28 protein-coding genes are annotated in these 13,781 nt (G+C 69.4%); all 28 read right to left on the bottom strand.

Translation table 11 applies throughout. The features are described 5' to 3' along the window. Positions 1–6: 6 nt before the first annotated feature. The 28 genes from rpsM to rpsJ all read right to left on the bottom strand — a co-directional run bounded on the left by rpsM (position 7) and on the right by rpsJ (position 13,750). Positions 7–378, bottom strand: a complete 372-nt coding sequence (rpsM, locus tag caldi_RS16515) for a 30S ribosomal protein S13 (protein ID WP_264842840.1) — start codon at positions 376–378, stop codon at positions 7–9. A 195-nt stretch (positions 379–573) separates the two neighbouring features. Beyond that, the gene (rpmJ, locus tag caldi_RS16510; protein WP_264842839.1) at positions 574–687 is read right to left on the bottom strand and encodes a 50S ribosomal protein L36; all 114 of its coding nucleotides are present in this window, start codon (positions 685–687) and stop codon (positions 574–576) included. A 44-nt stretch (positions 688–731) separates the two neighbouring features. Continuing rightward, positions 732–950, bottom strand: a complete 219-nt coding sequence (infA, locus tag caldi_RS16505; protein WP_264842838.1) for a translation initiation factor IF-1 — start codon at positions 948–950, stop codon at positions 732–734. Further along, a complete protein-coding gene (locus caldi_RS16500; RefSeq protein WP_264842837.1) occupies positions 937–1,257 on the bottom strand; it encodes a KOW domain-containing RNA-binding protein in 321 nt (106 codons plus the stop codon). The genes infA and caldi_RS16500 overlap by 14 nt, the downstream gene beginning before the upstream one ends. Before the next feature lie 270 nt (positions 1,258–1,527). Next, the gene (gene map / locus caldi_RS16495) at positions 1,528–2,274 is read right to left on the bottom strand and encodes a type I methionyl aminopeptidase (protein ID WP_264842836.1); all 747 of its coding nucleotides are present in this window, start codon (positions 2,272–2,274) and stop codon (positions 1,528–1,530) included. A gap of 19 nt (positions 2,275–2,293) precedes the next feature. Next, positions 2,294–2,944, bottom strand: coding sequence for an adenylate kinase (locus tag caldi_RS16490; RefSeq protein ID WP_264842835.1), 651 nt, complete (start codon positions 2,942–2,944; stop codon positions 2,294–2,296). A gap of 12 nt (positions 2,945–2,956) precedes the next feature. Next, positions 2,957–4,234, bottom strand: coding sequence for a preprotein translocase subunit SecY (gene secY, locus caldi_RS16485; protein ID WP_264842834.1), 1,278 nt, complete (start codon positions 4,232–4,234; stop codon positions 2,957–2,959). A 1-nt stretch (position 4,235) separates the two neighbouring features. Further along, positions 4,236–4,715 (bottom strand): 50S ribosomal protein L15, encoded by a 480-nt coding sequence (rplO, locus tag caldi_RS16480; protein ID WP_264842833.1) that lies wholly within the window; start codon positions 4,713–4,715, stop codon positions 4,236–4,238. A 5-nt stretch (positions 4,716–4,720) separates the two neighbouring features. Further along, positions 4,721–4,903: a 50S ribosomal protein L30 gene (gene rpmD, locus caldi_RS16475; RefSeq protein WP_264842832.1), complete on the bottom strand. Its 183-nt coding sequence runs from the start codon at positions 4,901–4,903 to the stop codon at positions 4,721–4,723. A 44-nt stretch (positions 4,904–4,947) separates the two neighbouring features. Beyond that, positions 4,948–5,448, bottom strand: coding sequence for a 30S ribosomal protein S5 (gene rpsE / locus caldi_RS16470; RefSeq protein WP_264842831.1), 501 nt, complete (start codon positions 5,446–5,448; stop codon positions 4,948–4,950). Between the two features lie 19 nt (positions 5,449–5,467). Continuing rightward, positions 5,468–5,836 carry a 50S ribosomal protein L18 gene (rplR, locus tag caldi_RS16465; RefSeq protein ID WP_264842830.1) on the bottom strand — a complete coding sequence of 123 codons (369 nt, stop codon included), beginning with the start codon at positions 5,834–5,836 and terminating at the stop codon, positions 5,468–5,470. Between the two features lie 14 nt (positions 5,837–5,850). Continuing rightward, positions 5,851–6,390, bottom strand: coding sequence for a 50S ribosomal protein L6 (rplF, locus tag caldi_RS16460; RefSeq protein ID WP_264842829.1), 540 nt, complete (start codon positions 6,388–6,390; stop codon positions 5,851–5,853). Positions 6,391–6,406: 16 nt separating this feature from the next. Further along, positions 6,407–6,805: a 30S ribosomal protein S8 gene (gene rpsH / locus caldi_RS16455; protein WP_264842828.1), complete on the bottom strand. Its 399-nt coding sequence runs from the start codon at positions 6,803–6,805 to the stop codon at positions 6,407–6,409. Positions 6,806–6,895: 90 nt separating this feature from the next. After that, positions 6,896–7,081, bottom strand: a complete 186-nt coding sequence (locus caldi_RS16450) for a type Z 30S ribosomal protein S14 (RefSeq protein ID WP_264842827.1) — start codon at positions 7,079–7,081, stop codon at positions 6,896–6,898. A gap of 20 nt (positions 7,082–7,101) precedes the next feature. Next, positions 7,102–7,641, bottom strand: a complete 540-nt coding sequence (gene rplE, locus caldi_RS16445; protein ID WP_264842826.1) for a 50S ribosomal protein L5 — start codon at positions 7,639–7,641, stop codon at positions 7,102–7,104. A gap of 25 nt (positions 7,642–7,666) precedes the next feature. Beyond that, the gene (rplX, locus tag caldi_RS16440; protein ID WP_264842825.1) at positions 7,667–7,993 is read right to left on the bottom strand and encodes a 50S ribosomal protein L24; all 327 of its coding nucleotides are present in this window, start codon (positions 7,991–7,993) and stop codon (positions 7,667–7,669) included. A 5-nt stretch (positions 7,994–7,998) separates the two neighbouring features. After that, the gene (gene rplN / locus caldi_RS16435) at positions 7,999–8,367 is read right to left on the bottom strand and encodes a 50S ribosomal protein L14 (protein WP_264842824.1); all 369 of its coding nucleotides are present in this window, start codon (positions 8,365–8,367) and stop codon (positions 7,999–8,001) included. 36 nt (positions 8,368–8,403) lie between these two features. Next, positions 8,404–8,667, bottom strand: a complete 264-nt coding sequence (gene rpsQ / locus caldi_RS16430; RefSeq protein WP_264842823.1) for a 30S ribosomal protein S17 — start codon at positions 8,665–8,667, stop codon at positions 8,404–8,406. Between the two features lie 13 nt (positions 8,668–8,680). Continuing rightward, positions 8,681–8,881 carry a 50S ribosomal protein L29 gene (gene rpmC, locus caldi_RS16425; RefSeq protein ID WP_264842822.1) on the bottom strand — a complete coding sequence of 67 codons (201 nt, stop codon included), beginning with the start codon at positions 8,879–8,881 and terminating at the stop codon, positions 8,681–8,683. Next, entirely contained in the window at positions 8,878–9,381 is a 504-nt protein-coding gene (gene rplP, locus caldi_RS16420) for a 50S ribosomal protein L16 (RefSeq protein ID WP_264842821.1), read from the bottom strand. The genes rpmC and rplP overlap by 4 nt, the downstream gene beginning before the upstream one ends. A 3-nt stretch (positions 9,382–9,384) precedes the next feature. Continuing rightward, positions 9,385–10,158, bottom strand: coding sequence for a 30S ribosomal protein S3 (gene rpsC / locus caldi_RS16415; RefSeq protein ID WP_264842820.1), 774 nt, complete (start codon positions 10,156–10,158; stop codon positions 9,385–9,387). Positions 10,159–10,162: 4 nt separating this feature from the next. After that, positions 10,163–10,504 carry a 50S ribosomal protein L22 gene (gene rplV, locus caldi_RS16410; RefSeq protein WP_264842819.1) on the bottom strand — a complete coding sequence of 114 codons (342 nt, stop codon included), beginning with the start codon at positions 10,502–10,504 and terminating at the stop codon, positions 10,163–10,165. Positions 10,505–10,520: 16 nt separating this feature from the next. Continuing rightward, on the bottom strand, positions 10,521–10,805 hold the full coding sequence (gene rpsS, locus caldi_RS16405) for a 30S ribosomal protein S19 (RefSeq protein WP_264842818.1): 285 nt from the start codon (positions 10,803–10,805) through the stop codon (positions 10,521–10,523). Positions 10,806–10,817: 12 nt separating this feature from the next. After that, positions 10,818–11,648 carry a 50S ribosomal protein L2 gene (gene rplB / locus caldi_RS16400; protein ID WP_264842817.1) on the bottom strand — a complete coding sequence of 277 codons (831 nt, stop codon included), beginning with the start codon at positions 11,646–11,648 and terminating at the stop codon, positions 10,818–10,820. A 19-nt stretch (positions 11,649–11,667) separates the two neighbouring features. Continuing rightward, positions 11,668–11,952 (bottom strand): 50S ribosomal protein L23, encoded by a 285-nt coding sequence (gene rplW / locus caldi_RS16395; RefSeq protein ID WP_264842816.1) that lies wholly within the window; start codon positions 11,950–11,952, stop codon positions 11,668–11,670. Between the two features lies 1 nt (position 11,953). Then, positions 11,954–12,574, bottom strand: coding sequence for a 50S ribosomal protein L4 (rplD, locus tag caldi_RS16390; RefSeq protein WP_264842815.1), 621 nt, complete (start codon positions 12,572–12,574; stop codon positions 11,954–11,956). 18 nt (positions 12,575–12,592) lie between these two features. Then, entirely contained in the window at positions 12,593–13,240 is a 648-nt protein-coding gene (gene rplC / locus caldi_RS16385; protein WP_264842814.1) for a 50S ribosomal protein L3, read from the bottom strand. A 189-nt stretch (positions 13,241–13,429) separates the two neighbouring features. Beyond that, positions 13,430–13,750: a 30S ribosomal protein S10 gene (gene rpsJ, locus caldi_RS16380; protein WP_264842813.1), complete on the bottom strand. Its 321-nt coding sequence runs from the start codon at positions 13,748–13,750 to the stop codon at positions 13,430–13,432. Positions 13,751–13,781 lie beyond the last annotated feature (31 nt).

Here is a 13,781-nt window from a genome sequence, read left to right as displayed (position 1 = left end):
ACGTGCTTACTTCTTGCGCTTGGCGCCCACCGTCTTGCGCGGTCCCTTGCGGGTGCGGGCGTTCGTCTTCGTACGCTGCCCGCGCACCGGCAGCCCGCGGCGGTGCCGCAGCCCGCGGTAGCAGCCGATGTCCATGAGGCGCCGGATGTTCATCTGCACCTCGGCACGCAGGTCGCCCTCGACCTTGTAGTTCTTGTCGATGTACTCGCGGAGCCGCGCCACCTCGTCCTCGGTGAGGTCCCGAACCCGGGTGTCCGGGTTGATCCCGGTGGCGGCCAGGATCTCACGGCTGCGGCTCCAGCCGATGCCGTAGATGTACGGCAGGGCAGCCTCGACGCGCTTGTCGCGCGGCAGGTCGACCCCAGCAATGCGTGCCATGCGCTACGCCCTACCTCCGTTTCCCTTACTCGATCCTCGTCCGGGTGGCCCGCAGGCAGGCGGACATCCGGAGCGACACAAGGCCCGTGACCCTGAGCTCCCGGCGGGCGGCGCCCCGGGGAGAGGGGCCCGGAACGCCCAGCCGCGCCCGCCCGGCGCGGGGTCTGCGGACCTGGAGTCAGCGTGGTCGGGTGTTCAGCCCTGCTTCTGCTTGTGCTTCGGGTTCTCGCAGATGATCATCACCCGGCCCTTGCGGCGGATGACCTTGCACTTCTCGCAGATGGGCTTGACCGATGGCCGTACCTTCAACGTCTTCCCTCCTCCGCACGGGCCGGAATCGGGCCGGAGCCCGGTTACTTGAACCGGTATACGATTCTACCACGGCTGAGGTCGTATGGCGAGAGTTCGACGGTCACACGGTCCCCCGGAAGGATCCGGATGAAGTTCATGCGGATCTTGCCCGAGACGTGGGCAAGCACCTTGTGCCCGTTGTCCAGCTCCACGCGGAACATGGCGTTGGGCAGGGGCTCGATGACCGTGCCCTCGACCTCGATCACGTCATCCTTGCCCATCGAGAGGCGACCCCCCTTCCGCCGGCACGCACGACTGGACGGCCCAGAGCGCCTGCCGGATCTCCTCGTCCCCCACCGCCCCGCCAGCCTCCAGCCGGGAACGGATGGGCTCGGGGGCGTCGGCCACCCAGACGAGATGGCGAAGGTTCTTGCGCTTGGGGTTGCGGACGGTCCGGGACAGGCCGTCGGCCACGGCGACGAAGCGCTGGTCGAGAGCTCGGACGATCAGGTAACAGGCGCCGCGGTCACGACCGGCCGTCGACCGTACCACTTGGCCCGGCCGGAGGGGTGCTGCGCTGTCCTTCACCACTTCACCGTCCCGCCCCGTTCCGGAGCCTTGCCGCTGTCGCGTCTCCAATGGTGAGATTTTAGCGTTGTCCGCGCCTCTTGTCACTAGCTTCGACCGGAATCCACCGGATATACGGTTCGCCTCCTCTTCCTGGAACGGGCTACCGTTTCCGCAGGGAAGTCATGCGTTCGGCGTGACCCAGCAGGTACAGGAAGATGAACGCCGGAACCATGAACGGCCAGAAGTCGCCGTCCGGCCCGGTAGGGGCCGGACGATGCGTTTTCTTCTTCATGGTAGCGTCAGGATGAGCGGATCCCCCTCGGTGATCGCCACCGTGTGCTCGAAGTGAGCGGAGTACCGCCCGTCGGCAGTCACCACGGTCCACCGGTCGGGCAGGACCCGGACCTCCCACGTACCGGCGTTGACCATCGGCTCGATGGCCAGCACCATGCCCGGCCGGAGGACCACGCCGGTGCCCGGCTGCCCGTAGTTCGGCACCTGCGGGTCCTCGTGCATGCTGGCGCCGATCCCGTGGCCCACGTACTCCCGCACGACCGAGAACCCTGCCGCCTCCACGTGGCTCTGCACCGCGTGCCCGATGTCACCGAGGTGCCGGCCGGGCCGGCACTGCTCGATGGCGAGCTGGAGAGCTTCCTGCGTGACCTGCAGGAGCCGGCGCGCCTCGTCGGAGACCTCGCCGACCGGCCAGGTATACGCGCAGTCGCCCACGTAGCCCTGGTAGGTCACGCCCAGGTCGATGGCGACGATGTCACCCTCCCGCAGGCGCCGGGACGACGGGATGCCGTGGACGACCACCTCGTTGACGGACGTGCAGATCGAGGCCGGGTAGTCGTGGTACCCCTTGAAGGTCGGGACCCCGCCCGCCTCCCGGATGAGCCGGTCCGCCAGAGCGTCCAGCTCCCGGGTCTCCACCCCGGGCCGGATCGCCTCCCGGAGCGCCTCGTGCACGCGGGCCGCAATGCGCCCGGCTTCCCGCATGATGGCGATCTCCCGGGCGGACTTGAGAATGATCACGCGCCTCGCTCCCCGTGGGTCAGCGGCCTGGCACCGCGGCCGCCCGGATGGCGGCCGAGACCTCCTCCACGCTCCGGGTCCCGTCGACTTCCCGGAGAAGGCCGCGCTCCCGGTAGTAGTCGATGAGCGGCGCCGTCTGCCGGTGATAGACCGCCAGGCGGTTCCTGACGGTCGCCTCGTTGTCGTCGTCGCGCTGCACCAGCTCCGCCCCGCACCGGTCGCAGACGCCCGGGGTGCGGGGCGGGCGGTTCCGCACGTGGTAGATTTCCCCGCACTTCGGACAGGCGCGCCGGCCGACCGCACGATCGACCAGCACCTCATCGGGCACGGCGATGTTCACCACCGCCTCGAGCGGCCGCTGCAGTTCGTCCAGAAGCCGCCCCAGGCCGTCGGCCTGCACCACGGTGCGGGGGAAGCCGTCGAAGACGTAGCCCCGGCGGGCGTCTTCCTCCTGCATCCGCTCCCGCACGATGCCGAGGATCACCTCGTCGGGCACCAGTTCGCCCCGATCCATGTAGCCCTTCGCCAGCCGCCCCAGCTCGGTGCCCTGGCGCACGTGGGCCCGGAGGATGTCGCCGGTGGAGATGTGGGCCACGCCCTCCGATCGGGCGAGGGCGGCGGCCTGGGTGCCTTTCCCCGCGCCGGGCGGGCCCAGGAGGATGATCCGCATCGCGAGCCCTCCTCACTTCATGAAGCCCTGGTACTGCCGCAGCACGAGGTGCGCCTCCACCTGGCGCATGGTCTCGATGGCCACGCCCACCACGATGAGGAGGGACGTCCCGCCGATGTACGCCTGCTGGACCCCCGTGATGGCGATGATGCCGTACGGGAGGAGGGTGATGGCGGCCAGGAACAGCGCGCCCACGAAGGTGATGCGGCTGGACACCCGGGCAAGGTACTCCGCCGTGGGCCGGCCGGGGCGCAGGCCGGGGATGAAGCCGCCGGCCTTCTTGATGTTGTCCGCCACCTGGTCCGGCTGGAAGGTGATCTCGGTATAGAAGAACGTGAACAGGAAGGTCAGCAGCCCGAACAGCAGCAGGTAGATCGGGCTCTGGAACCCGAGCCAGCGGTTGATGAACATCACGACCGGGTGCGTCTGCGAGAAGAAGTTCGCGACGGTCACCGGGAAGACCAGAAGCGACTGGGCGAAGATGACCGGGATCACGCCGGCCTGGTTCACCTTCATGGGCAGGTGCGTGGACTGGCCGCCGTAGAGCCGCCGGCCGACCACCCGCTTGGCGTACTGCACCGGCACCTTGCGGACGCCCTCCGTGACCACCACCGTGAACGCCACGATGAGGATGGCCAGGACGATCACGGCGAGCACCTGAAGCACGTTCAGGGCGCCGGTCCGCACCAGCTCCGCCATCCCCACCAGCGCGGCCGGGACCCGGCTGACGATGCTGGCGAAGATCAGGAGCGAGATCCCGTTACCGATCCCGTGCTCGGTGATCTGCTCGCCCACCCACATGAGGAAGGCAGTGCCGGCGGTGAGGGAGAGCACGATGAGCGCGACCCACCCCCACGACCCCGACACGAGCGCACCCTGGTTCCGGACGAACACGGCCGTGCCGAAGCCCTGCACCACGGCCAACACGACGGTCCCGTACCGCACGTACTCCTGGATCTTGCGGCGCCCCTCCTCGCCCTCTTTCTGCAGCTCCTCGAGCCGCGGGATGACCACCGTGAGCAGCTGCATGATGATCGACGCGTTGATGTAGGGGATGACGGACATCGCGAAGATGGAGAACGTGCGGAACGCGCCACCGGAGATCACATCGATGAGCCCGAGAAGGCCACCGCCGCCCCGGAACAGCTGCTCGATCACGTCGGCCCGCACCCCGGGCACCGGGATGTGGGCGCCCACGCGAAAGACCAGGAGCATCGCGATGGTGATCAGGATGCGCCGCCGCAGCCCGGGCGTTCGCAGGGACGCCCGCACGGTGTCGATGAGCGCCACGCTACTTCACCTCGTCGGCCGGCCGGTCGTCCCCCGGCTGGCCGAGGATCTCCGCCTTCCCCCCGGCGGCGGCGATCTTCTCCATCGCCGACTGGCTGAAGGCGTGGGCCTGCACCGTGAGCTTCCTGGCCAGGTCGCCCCGGCCCAGGATCTTGACCGGCCGGTCGCCGTGCACGAGCCGCGCCTGCCGCAGAAGCTCCGGGGTGACCACGGTACCATCCTCGAAACGTTCAAGGGCCGACAGGTTGACGACCTCATACTCCTTGCGGAAGGGCGCGTTGGTGAAGCCGCGCTTGGGGGTCCGCCGCTGGAGCGGCATCTGGCCGCCCTCGAAGCCGGGGCGGATGCTCGTGCCGGTGCGGGCCCACTGGCCCTTGGTGCCCCGGGTCGCGGTCTTCCCGTGCCCGGAGCCGATGCCCCGGCCCACGCGCTTTCGGGGGTGCTTGGACCCCGGCGCGGGGCGCAGATCGTGAAGCTGCATCGGGCTCAAGCCTCCCGGACGTCCACCAGGTGGCGGACCTTTTCGATCATGCCCCGGACCGACGGGTTGTCCGGCTTCTCCGTCGACTGGCCGGGCTTGCGGAGGCCCAGGGAACGGACCGTGGCGACCTGATCGTACCGCTTCCCCGCCAGGCCGCGCTTCAGGGTGATGATGAGCTTACCAGCCACCGGAATTCCCACCTTGAACGAGCCGGTTTCCCGGGGCGCCGGTGTCAGCCGACGATTTCCTCCACCGTCTTGCCCCGGGTGCGGGCCACCTGTTCGGCGCTCCGCAACTGGCGGAGGGCGTCCAGCGTGGCCAGCACGACGTTGTTCGCGTTGTTGGAACCGAGGGACTTGGAGAGCACGTCCCGGACGCCGGCGAGCTCGAGCACGGCCCGCACGGCGCCGCCGGCGATGACGCCGGTACCGGGCGAGGCCGGCCGGATCAGGACCTTGCCCGCCCCCCAGTGCCCGAGGGCCTCGTGCGGGATCGTGGTCCCCTTCAGGGGGACCGTCATCAGGTTCTTCTTGGCGGCGTCGATGGCCTTGCGGATGGCCTCGGGGATCTCGGCCGCCTTGCCGGTGCCGGCCCCGACGCGGCCGGCGCCGTCGCCCACGACGACCAGGGCGCTGAAGCTCATCCGCCGGCCGCCCTTGACGGTCTTGGCCACCCGGCGGATCTCCACTAGCTTCTCCTTGAGTTCGGGCTGATTCGCGTCGACCCGCGGCACGCTTCTCCCTCCTGCTTTCTCAGAACTCCAGGCCGCCGGCCCGGGCGCCCTCGGCCAGAGCCGCGACCCGGCCGTGGTAGAGGTAGCCGCCGCGGTCGAACACGACCCGCTCGATGCCCTTCGCCCTGGCCCGGGCCGCCAGCACCTCGCCCACCACCCGGGCTGCCTCCGCGGTGCCGGTCGACTGGACCTTCTGGCGCACCTCGGGGTCCAGCGTGGAGGCGGCGACGAGGGTGTGGCCCCTGTCGTCGTCGATGATCTGCGCGTACATGTGCTTGTGGGAACGGAACACGCTCAGCCGCGGGCGCTCGGCGGTCCCGTGGACCTTCTTGCGGATCCGCAGGTGCCGCACCTTGCGCGCCTCGTTTCGAGACACCTTCACCAGCATGCCGGGCGTCCTCCCTACTTCTTGCCGGTCTTGCCGACCTTGCGCCGGACCTTCTCGCCCACGTAGCGGATGCCCTTGCCCAGGTACGGCTCCGGCGGGCGCACCGACCGGACGTCCGCGGCGAACTGGCCGACGAGTTCCTTGTCCATGCCGCTGATGCGGATCTCGGTGGGCCGGGGCACCTCGATCTGGATCCCCGCCGGCGGGGTGATCTCCACCGGATGGCTGAAGCCCACGGTCAGCGTGAGCTTGTTGCCCGTCTTGGCGGCACGGTAGCCGGTACCCACCAGTTCCAGTGCCTTCTCGTAGCCCTTGGTCACGCCCTCCACCATGTTGGCGACGAGGGTGCGGGTGAGCCCGTGCAGGGCCCGGTGCTGGCGCTCGTCGGAGGGCCGCCGCACGACGATGTGGCCGTCCTCGACCCGGACCTCCATGTCCGGGTGCACCTGGCGCTCCAACTGGCCCTTGGGCCCCTTCACCCGGACGGTGTTGCCCTCGACCTTCACTTCCACGCCGGCGGGGATGGGGATCGGCTTCTTCCCGACTCGCGACATGCTCACCCTCCTCCCCTTACCAGACGTAGCACAGGACCTCGCCGCCGACGCCCTGGCGGCGGGCTTCCTTGTCGGTCATGATGCCGCGCGAGGTCGACAGGATGGCAATCCCGAGCCCGCCGAGCACCCGCGGGATCTGGTCCCGCTTGGCGTAGATCCTCAGGCCCGGCCGGGAGATCCGGCGGAGCCCCTGGATGACCCGGGTCTTGCCGGGGCCGTAGCGCAGGTAGACGCGCAGGATGCCCTGCTTGCCGTCGTCGATCCACTCGTAGTCGCGGATGTAACCCTCGCGCTTCAGGATCTCGGCGATGGCCCGCTTCATCTTCGAGCCGGGAACCTCGACCCGCTCGTGGAAAACCTGGTTCGCGTTGCGGATGCGGGTCAGGAAGTCCGCGATGGGATCGGACACGACCACAACATGTTCCTCCCTTCGCCCCAGCCGGTTCCGGAGGTGCCGGTCGTGGAGCCTCCCCCGGCCTGGCGGGGTCGCAAATCCACTGGCAGGCTACCAGCTGGCCTTCTTCACGCCGGGGATCTCGCCCCGGTGCGCCAGGTTGCGGAAGCAGTGACGGCAGATGCCGAACCGGCGCATGTACGCCCGCGGCCGGCCGCACAGCTTGCAGCGGTTGTAGCGGCGCACCTTGAACTTGGGCTCACGCTGCTGCTTGGCGATCCATGCCTTGGTTGCCACGCTCGTACCCCCCCCTTCCGTCACTCCCGGAACGGCATCCCCAGGCCGGCCAGCAGCGCCTTGGCCTCCTCGTCCGTCCGGGCCGTGGTGACGATCACCACGTCCATGCCCCGGATCTTGTCGACCTTGTCGTAGTCGATCTCCGGGAAGATCAGCTGCTCCTTCAGCCCGAGCGAGTAGTTCCCCCGCCCGTCGAAGGCCTTGGGGGACACCCCGCGGAAGTCCCGCACCCGCGGCAGGGCGACGTGGATGAGGCGATCGAGGAAGTCCCACATGCGCTCGCCCCGCAGCGTCACCTTGGCGCCGATGGGGTTGCCCTGCCGGATCTTGAAGGCGGCGATGGACTTCCGGGCCCGGGTGATGACCGGGCGCTGGCCGGTGATGGTCGCCAGGTCGTTCACGGCGGCGTCCAGGGCCTTCTCGTTGTGGACCGCCTCGCCGACGCCCATGTTGAGCACGACCTTCTCGATACGGGGTACCTGCATGGGGCTCTTGTAACCGAAGCGCTTCTGAAGGGCCGGTACGACTTCCTTCAAGTACTTCTCCCTCAGCCGGGCCACGTCCGCAGCACCTCCTCCCCGCCCGCTACTTGTCGAAGCTCTCCCCGCACTTCACGCAGACCCGCACCTTCTGCCCGTCCTGGAGCACCTTGTGCCGGGCACGGCGGGGAGCCCCGCAGCGCTCGCAGTACACCATGACGTTCGAGGCGTGGATGGGGGCCGGCTTCTCGATGATCCCGCTCTGCGTGAGCCCGGGGCGGGGCCGGGTGTGGCGCTTCACGATGTTGACGCCCTCGACGATCACCCGGTTCTCCTTCGGCAGGACCTGCAGGACCTTGCCCCGCTTGTCCTTGTCCTTCCCCGTGATGACGACCACGGTGTCGCCCTTCTTGACGTGCACCTTCCCGGTCACCCCCCTCACAGGACCTCGGGGGCCAGTGAGATGATCTTCATGAAGTCGCGCTCGCGCAGCTCCCGGGCCACCGGGCCGAAGATGCGGGTGCCGCGCGGCTCCTTGTCGTCGCGCAGGATCACGGCGGCGTTCTCGTCAAAGCGGATGTACGACCCGTCGGGGCGGCGCAGGCCCTTGCGGGAGCGCACGATCACGGCCTTCACCACGTCGCCCTTCTTGACCACGCCGCCGGGCGTGGCCTCCTTCACCGAGGCCACGATGACGTCGCCGATGTTGCCGTAGCGCCGGAAGGACCCGCCGAGCACGCGGATGCACATGATCTCCTTGGCGCCGGTGTTGTCGGCGACCACCAGCCGCGTCTGAGGCTGGATCACGGCCCGTCCCTCCTTGGTTCCGGGCCCCGGTCAGGGTCAGCGAGCGGGCCGCTCGAGGATCTCCACCAGCCGCCACCGCTTGAGCTTCGACAGCGGCCGGGTCTCCATGATGCGGACCTTGTCCCCCACCCGGGCCTCGTTCTTCTCGTCGTGGGCATGGAACTTCTTGGTGCGCCGCACCCGCTTCTTGTACAGGGGGTGCTCCACCAGGGTCTCCACGGCCACCACGATGGTCTTGTCGTTCTTGTCGGATACCACTGTGCCGACGCGCGTCTTGCGCTGGCCACGCGCCTCCGTCATGCCGTCCACCCCCTCAGGTCTGCGCCTTCAGTTCCCGCTCCCGCAGGATCGTCAGGATCCGGGCGATGTCCTTGCGCACGGCCCGGATGCGGGCGGGATTGTCGAGGTTCTGGGTGGCGGCCTGGAAGCGCAGGTTGAAGAGCTCCTCCTTGAGGCTCCGCACCTTGGCCCGGAGCTCCTCGGAGCTCATCTCGCGGATCTCCTTGGCCTTCATTCGGTTTCACCACCCGCCTTTGCCTCGGCGCCCGCCGGCTGCGGCGCGGCGTCCGCCGGAGCCTGCTCCGCGCGGTCGGGCGGCGGCGCATCCGCCTTCGTCACGAACCGCGTCTTCACCGGAAGCTTGTGCGAGGCGAGGCGCAGCGCCTCCCGGGCCACGTCCTCGGGGACGCCGGCCATCTCGAACAGGATCCGGCCCGGCTTCACCACGGCCACCCAGAACTCCGGCGTGCCCTTGCCGGAACCCATGCGGGTCTCGGCCGGCTTCTTCGTGATGGCCTTGTGGGGGAAGATCTTGATCCAGAGCTTCCCGCCACGGCGGACGAAGCGGGTGATGGCCACGCGGGCGGCCTCGATCTGCCGGTCGGTGATCCAACCCGGCTCCAGCGCCTGCAGGCCGTACTCGCCGAAGGCGATGAACGCCCCGCCCTTGGTGCGGCCCCGGAGGTTCGACTTCCGGTGCGGCTTGCGCCACTGTACACGCTTGGGAGCCAGCACGGCTCACCGCCCCCTCCTCTCGCCGCGGCCGCCGCGCCCGGCACCGGCGCCGGCCGGCTGGCGGCCGCCCTCCCGGCCCCGGTCGCCGCCCCGGCCCCGCCGGCCGCCGCGCTCGCGCCGGTCGCGGGCGGTCTCGGCCGGGACGATCTGCTGCCCGAACTCACCCTTGTAGATCCAGACCTTGACGCCGATCTTGCCGTAGGTCGTGTTCGCCTCGGCAAAGCCGTAGTCGATGTCCGCGCGCAGCGTGTGCAGGGGCACCGTCCCCTCCCAGTCGCGCTCGCGGCGGGCGATCTCGGCGCCGGCGATGCGACCCGAGACGATGATGCGGGCGCCCTTGGCGCCGAGGCGCATCGCCCGGCTGATGGCCTGCTTCATGGCCCGGCGGGCGGAGACCCGCTTCTCGAGCTGCTGGGCCACGCTCTCGGCCACGAGCTGGGCGTCGAGCTCCGGCGCCCGGATCTCGATGATGTCGATCTTGACCTGCTTGCCGGTCATCTGCTCCAGCGTCTTCCGGAGCTCCTCGACCCCCGCGCCGCCCTTGCCGATGACCATGCCCGGCTTGCCGGTGTGGATGATCACCCGGACGCGGCCGGCGCTGCGCTCGATCTCGACGCGGGAGATGCCGGCGTTGTAGAACGTGCGCTTGATGTACTTCCGGATCTTCGTGTCCTCGACGAGGAGCTCCGGCAGCTCCTTCTTGCTCGCAAACCAGCGCGAGTTCCAGTCCCGGTAGACACCGACCCGCAGGCCGTTGGGATGTACCTTCTGACCCACGCCCTTACTTGCCCTCCTTTTCCTCCACCACGACGGTGATGTGGGAGGTGCGCTTCAGGATCGGGAAGGCCTGCCCGCGCTGCCGCGGGTGGTAGCGCTTGAGCGTGGGCCCCTGGTCCACGTACGCCTTCGTGATGACGAGGCGATCGCGGTTCATGTTGTAGTTGTGCTCGGCGTTGGCCGCGGCGCTCTTCACCACCTTGGCGATGGGCACCGAGGCCCGCTTCGGCACGAAACGCAGGATGTTCAGCGCCTCGTCCACGCGCTTCCCCCGGATCAGGTCGATCACCACGCGGCACTTCCGGGGGGCGATACGCACGTAGCGGGCGACCGCCTTGGCCTCCATGCGAACCCTCCTCCCCCTACTTGAGCCGCGTGGCCTTCTCCGTCATCCCACCGTGGCCCTTGAAGGTCCGGGTGGGAGCGAACTCGCCCAGCTTGTGGCCCACCATCTCCTCCGTGATGTAGACCGGCACGTGCTTTCGCCCGTCGTGCACGGCGATGGTGTGGCCCACGAACTCCGGGATGATCGTGCAGTCCCGGGCCCAGGTCTTGAGGACGCGCTTCTCGCCCTTCTCGTTGAGCTCGGCGATCCGCCGGGCGAGCTTGGCGTCCACGTAGGGCCCCTTCTTCAGTGAGCGCCCCATCTCCGTCCCCCCTTACTTGGTCCGCCGCTTGACGATGTACTTGTCGGAGGCCTTGCCCACCTTGCGGGTCTTCTTGCCCAGCGTGGGCTTGCCCCACGGCGTGAGGGGGCCCGCACGACCGATGGGCGCCTTGCCCTCGCCGCCGCCGTGCGGGTGGTCGACGGGGTTCATCACCGAACCGCGGGTGTGCGGCCGCCAGCCCAGCCACCGGGTCCGGCCCGCCTTGCCGCTCTTGATGTTCTCGTGGTCCAGGTTGCCGACCTGGCCCACCGTGGCCCGGCACACCGACAGCACGTAACGCATCTCGCCCGATGGCAGGCGCAGGAGCGTGTACTTGCCCTCCCGGCCCATCACCTGGGCGTAGGCCCCCGCGGCGCGAGCCATCTGCCCGCCGCGGCCGGGGGTGAGCTCGATGTTGTGCACCAGCGTGCCGACGGGGATGTTCGCGAGGGGCAGGGCGTTGCCCGGCCGGATGTCGGCGTCAGGCCCGCTCACTACCCGGTCGCCGACGCTCAGGCCCACCGGGTGCAGGATGTACCGCTTCTCGCCGTCCGCGTAGTGCAGGAGGGCGATGCGGGCGCTGCGGTTGGGATCGTACTCGATCGCCGCCACCCTGGCGGGCACGCCGTCCTTGTCCCGCCTGAAGTCGATGATCCGGTAGAGGCGCTTGTGGCCGCCGCCCCGGAAGCGCACCGTGGTCCGGCCCTGGTTGTTGCGGCCGCCCTTCGAGGGCAGGCTCACCACGAGGGAGCGCTCGGGCTCCGTCTTCGTGATCTCCTCGAACGTGGAGACGGTCCGCTGCCGGATGCCCGGGGAGGTCGGCTTGAACCGCTTGATGCCCATGCCTTCCGCTCCCTCCTTCCTACACGCCCTCGAAGATCGGGATGGACTGGCCCTCCGCCAGGGTCACGATCGCCTTCTTCCGGTCCGGCTTGCGCCCGACGAAGCGGCCCACCCGGCGCAGCTTGCCGGGGACCCGCATGGTGTTCACCTTCAGGACCTTGACCTTGAAGATCTCCTCGACGGCCTTCTTGATCTGCACCTTGTTGGCGTCGGGGTGCACCTCGAAGGTGTACTTGCGGTCCTGCATGAGGGCGGTGCTCTTCTCCGTGATCCACGGGCGAATGATGATGTCCCGGGCGTCCATCTCAGCCGAGCACCTCCTCGACCACCGCGACCGCATCCTTCGTGATGATCACCTTGGGCGCCCGCAGGACCTGGTAGGTGTTCAGGTCACGAGCCCGCATGGCGCCTACGCCCGGGATGTTTCGGGCAGACTTGTACACGGTGATGTCGCCGTCGGCGGTCACGATCAGCGCCCTGTCGGCGCCGAAGTTCTTGAGAAGCTGCACCACGGCCTTGGTCCGGGGTTTCTCCAGCTTGTACTCGTCCAGCACCACGAAGTTGCCGCCCTGGACCTTGTCCGAGAGGGCCTGCTTCAGGGCCAGCCGGCGAAGCTTCCCGGGCACGTCGATCCGGTAGCTCCGGGGGTGAGGCCCGAAGACAATGCCGCCGTGCCGCCAGTGGGGCGCCCGGATCGAACCCTGCCGGGCCCGGCCGGTCCCCTTCTGCCGCCAGGGCTTGCGGCCGCCGCCGGACACCTCGGCCCGCGTCTTCGTGTCGTGGGTGCCCTGGCGCTGGTTGGCCAGGTAGGCGGTCACGACCTGGTGCAGGACGTGCGGATTCGGCTCCAGGCCGAAGATGTCATCCCGCAGGGTGAGCTCGCCCACCTGCTGGCCGTCCTTGTTGTACACCGGTACCGTTGGCATCGCTTCTCACCCCCTCCTCTACCGGGCCGCAGCCCGTGCCGTCGCCTTGACGGAGTCACGCACGATCACCAGGGACCCCTTCGGCCCCGGGACCGCGCCCTTGATCAGGAGCAGGTTCCGCTCCGGGTCCACCCGCACGACCTTCAGGCCCAGGATGGTCACCCGGTCGCCGCCCATGCGGCCCGGCAGCCTGCGGCCCTTGGGCACCCGCGCCGCCGCCCGGAACCCGAGCGAACCGGGGGCGCGGTGGTACTTCGAGCCGTGGGCCATCGGACCCCGGTGGAAACCGTGGCGCTTCACGCCGCCGGCGAAGCCCTTGCCCTTGGAGCGTCCGGTGACGTCGACCAGCTCGCCCGGGCTGAAGATGTCCGCCCGGATCTCGCTCCCGACCTCGTAGCCGTCCACGCTCTCCAGGCGCAGTTCCCGCAGGAACCGCCGGGGCGGAAGCCCGGCCTTCTTGAAGTGCCCCATGAGCGGCCGGTTCACGTGCTTCTCCTTGATGTCGCCGAAGCCCACCTGGATGGCGTCGTAGCCATCGGTGGCAGCGGTCTTCTTCTGGACCACCACGCAGGGCCCGGCCTCGATGACCGTCACCGGGATCGCCCGGCCGGCCTCGTCGAACACCTGGGTCATGCCCAGCTTGCGGCCCAGGATCCCCTTCTTCATGCCTGCACCTCCTCATCAGCGGTTGCCGCTCCGGGCCCGCGAACCGGCCCGCCGGGGACCAGCGGGTCCGTCTCGCGCCGGCGCCCGTGCCGCCGGCCCGGTGGCCGGCGCCCCACCCGGGCGCCGCGACCCGGGGCTGCAACATGATGCCTTCCGGACCCACCTGCGGCGGGCGAATCCCGCCGCCGCTCACAGCTTGATCTCGATGTCCACTCCGGCCGGCAGGTCCAGCCGCATCAGTGCGTCGACGGTCTTGGAGCTCGGATCGTGGATGTCGATCAGCCGCTTGTGCGTCCGCATCTCGAACTGCTCGCGGATGTCCTTCTCGCCGTTCGGGGCGGTCAGGATCGTGAACACGCTCCGCTCGGTCGGCAGCGGCACCGGACCGGAGACCCGGGCCCCCGTGCGCTGCGCCGTCTCGACGATCTTCTGGGCGGAAGCGTCCAGGATCTTGTGGTCGAAGGCGCGGAGCCGGATGCGGATCTTCTGACCGGGCTGGGGAGCCGCCATCTCGCATCCCTCCTCATAGGTGGGCACGCCC

The organism is Caldinitratiruptor microaerophilus (assembly GCF_025999835.1).
Taxonomy (GTDB): Bacteria; Bacillota; Sulfobacillia; order Symbiobacteriales; family ZC4RG38; genus Caldinitratiruptor; species Caldinitratiruptor microaerophilus.
The sequence above is the reverse complement of the archived record's forward strand: the minus strand, read 5'-3'. Positions and strand labels throughout refer to the sequence as shown.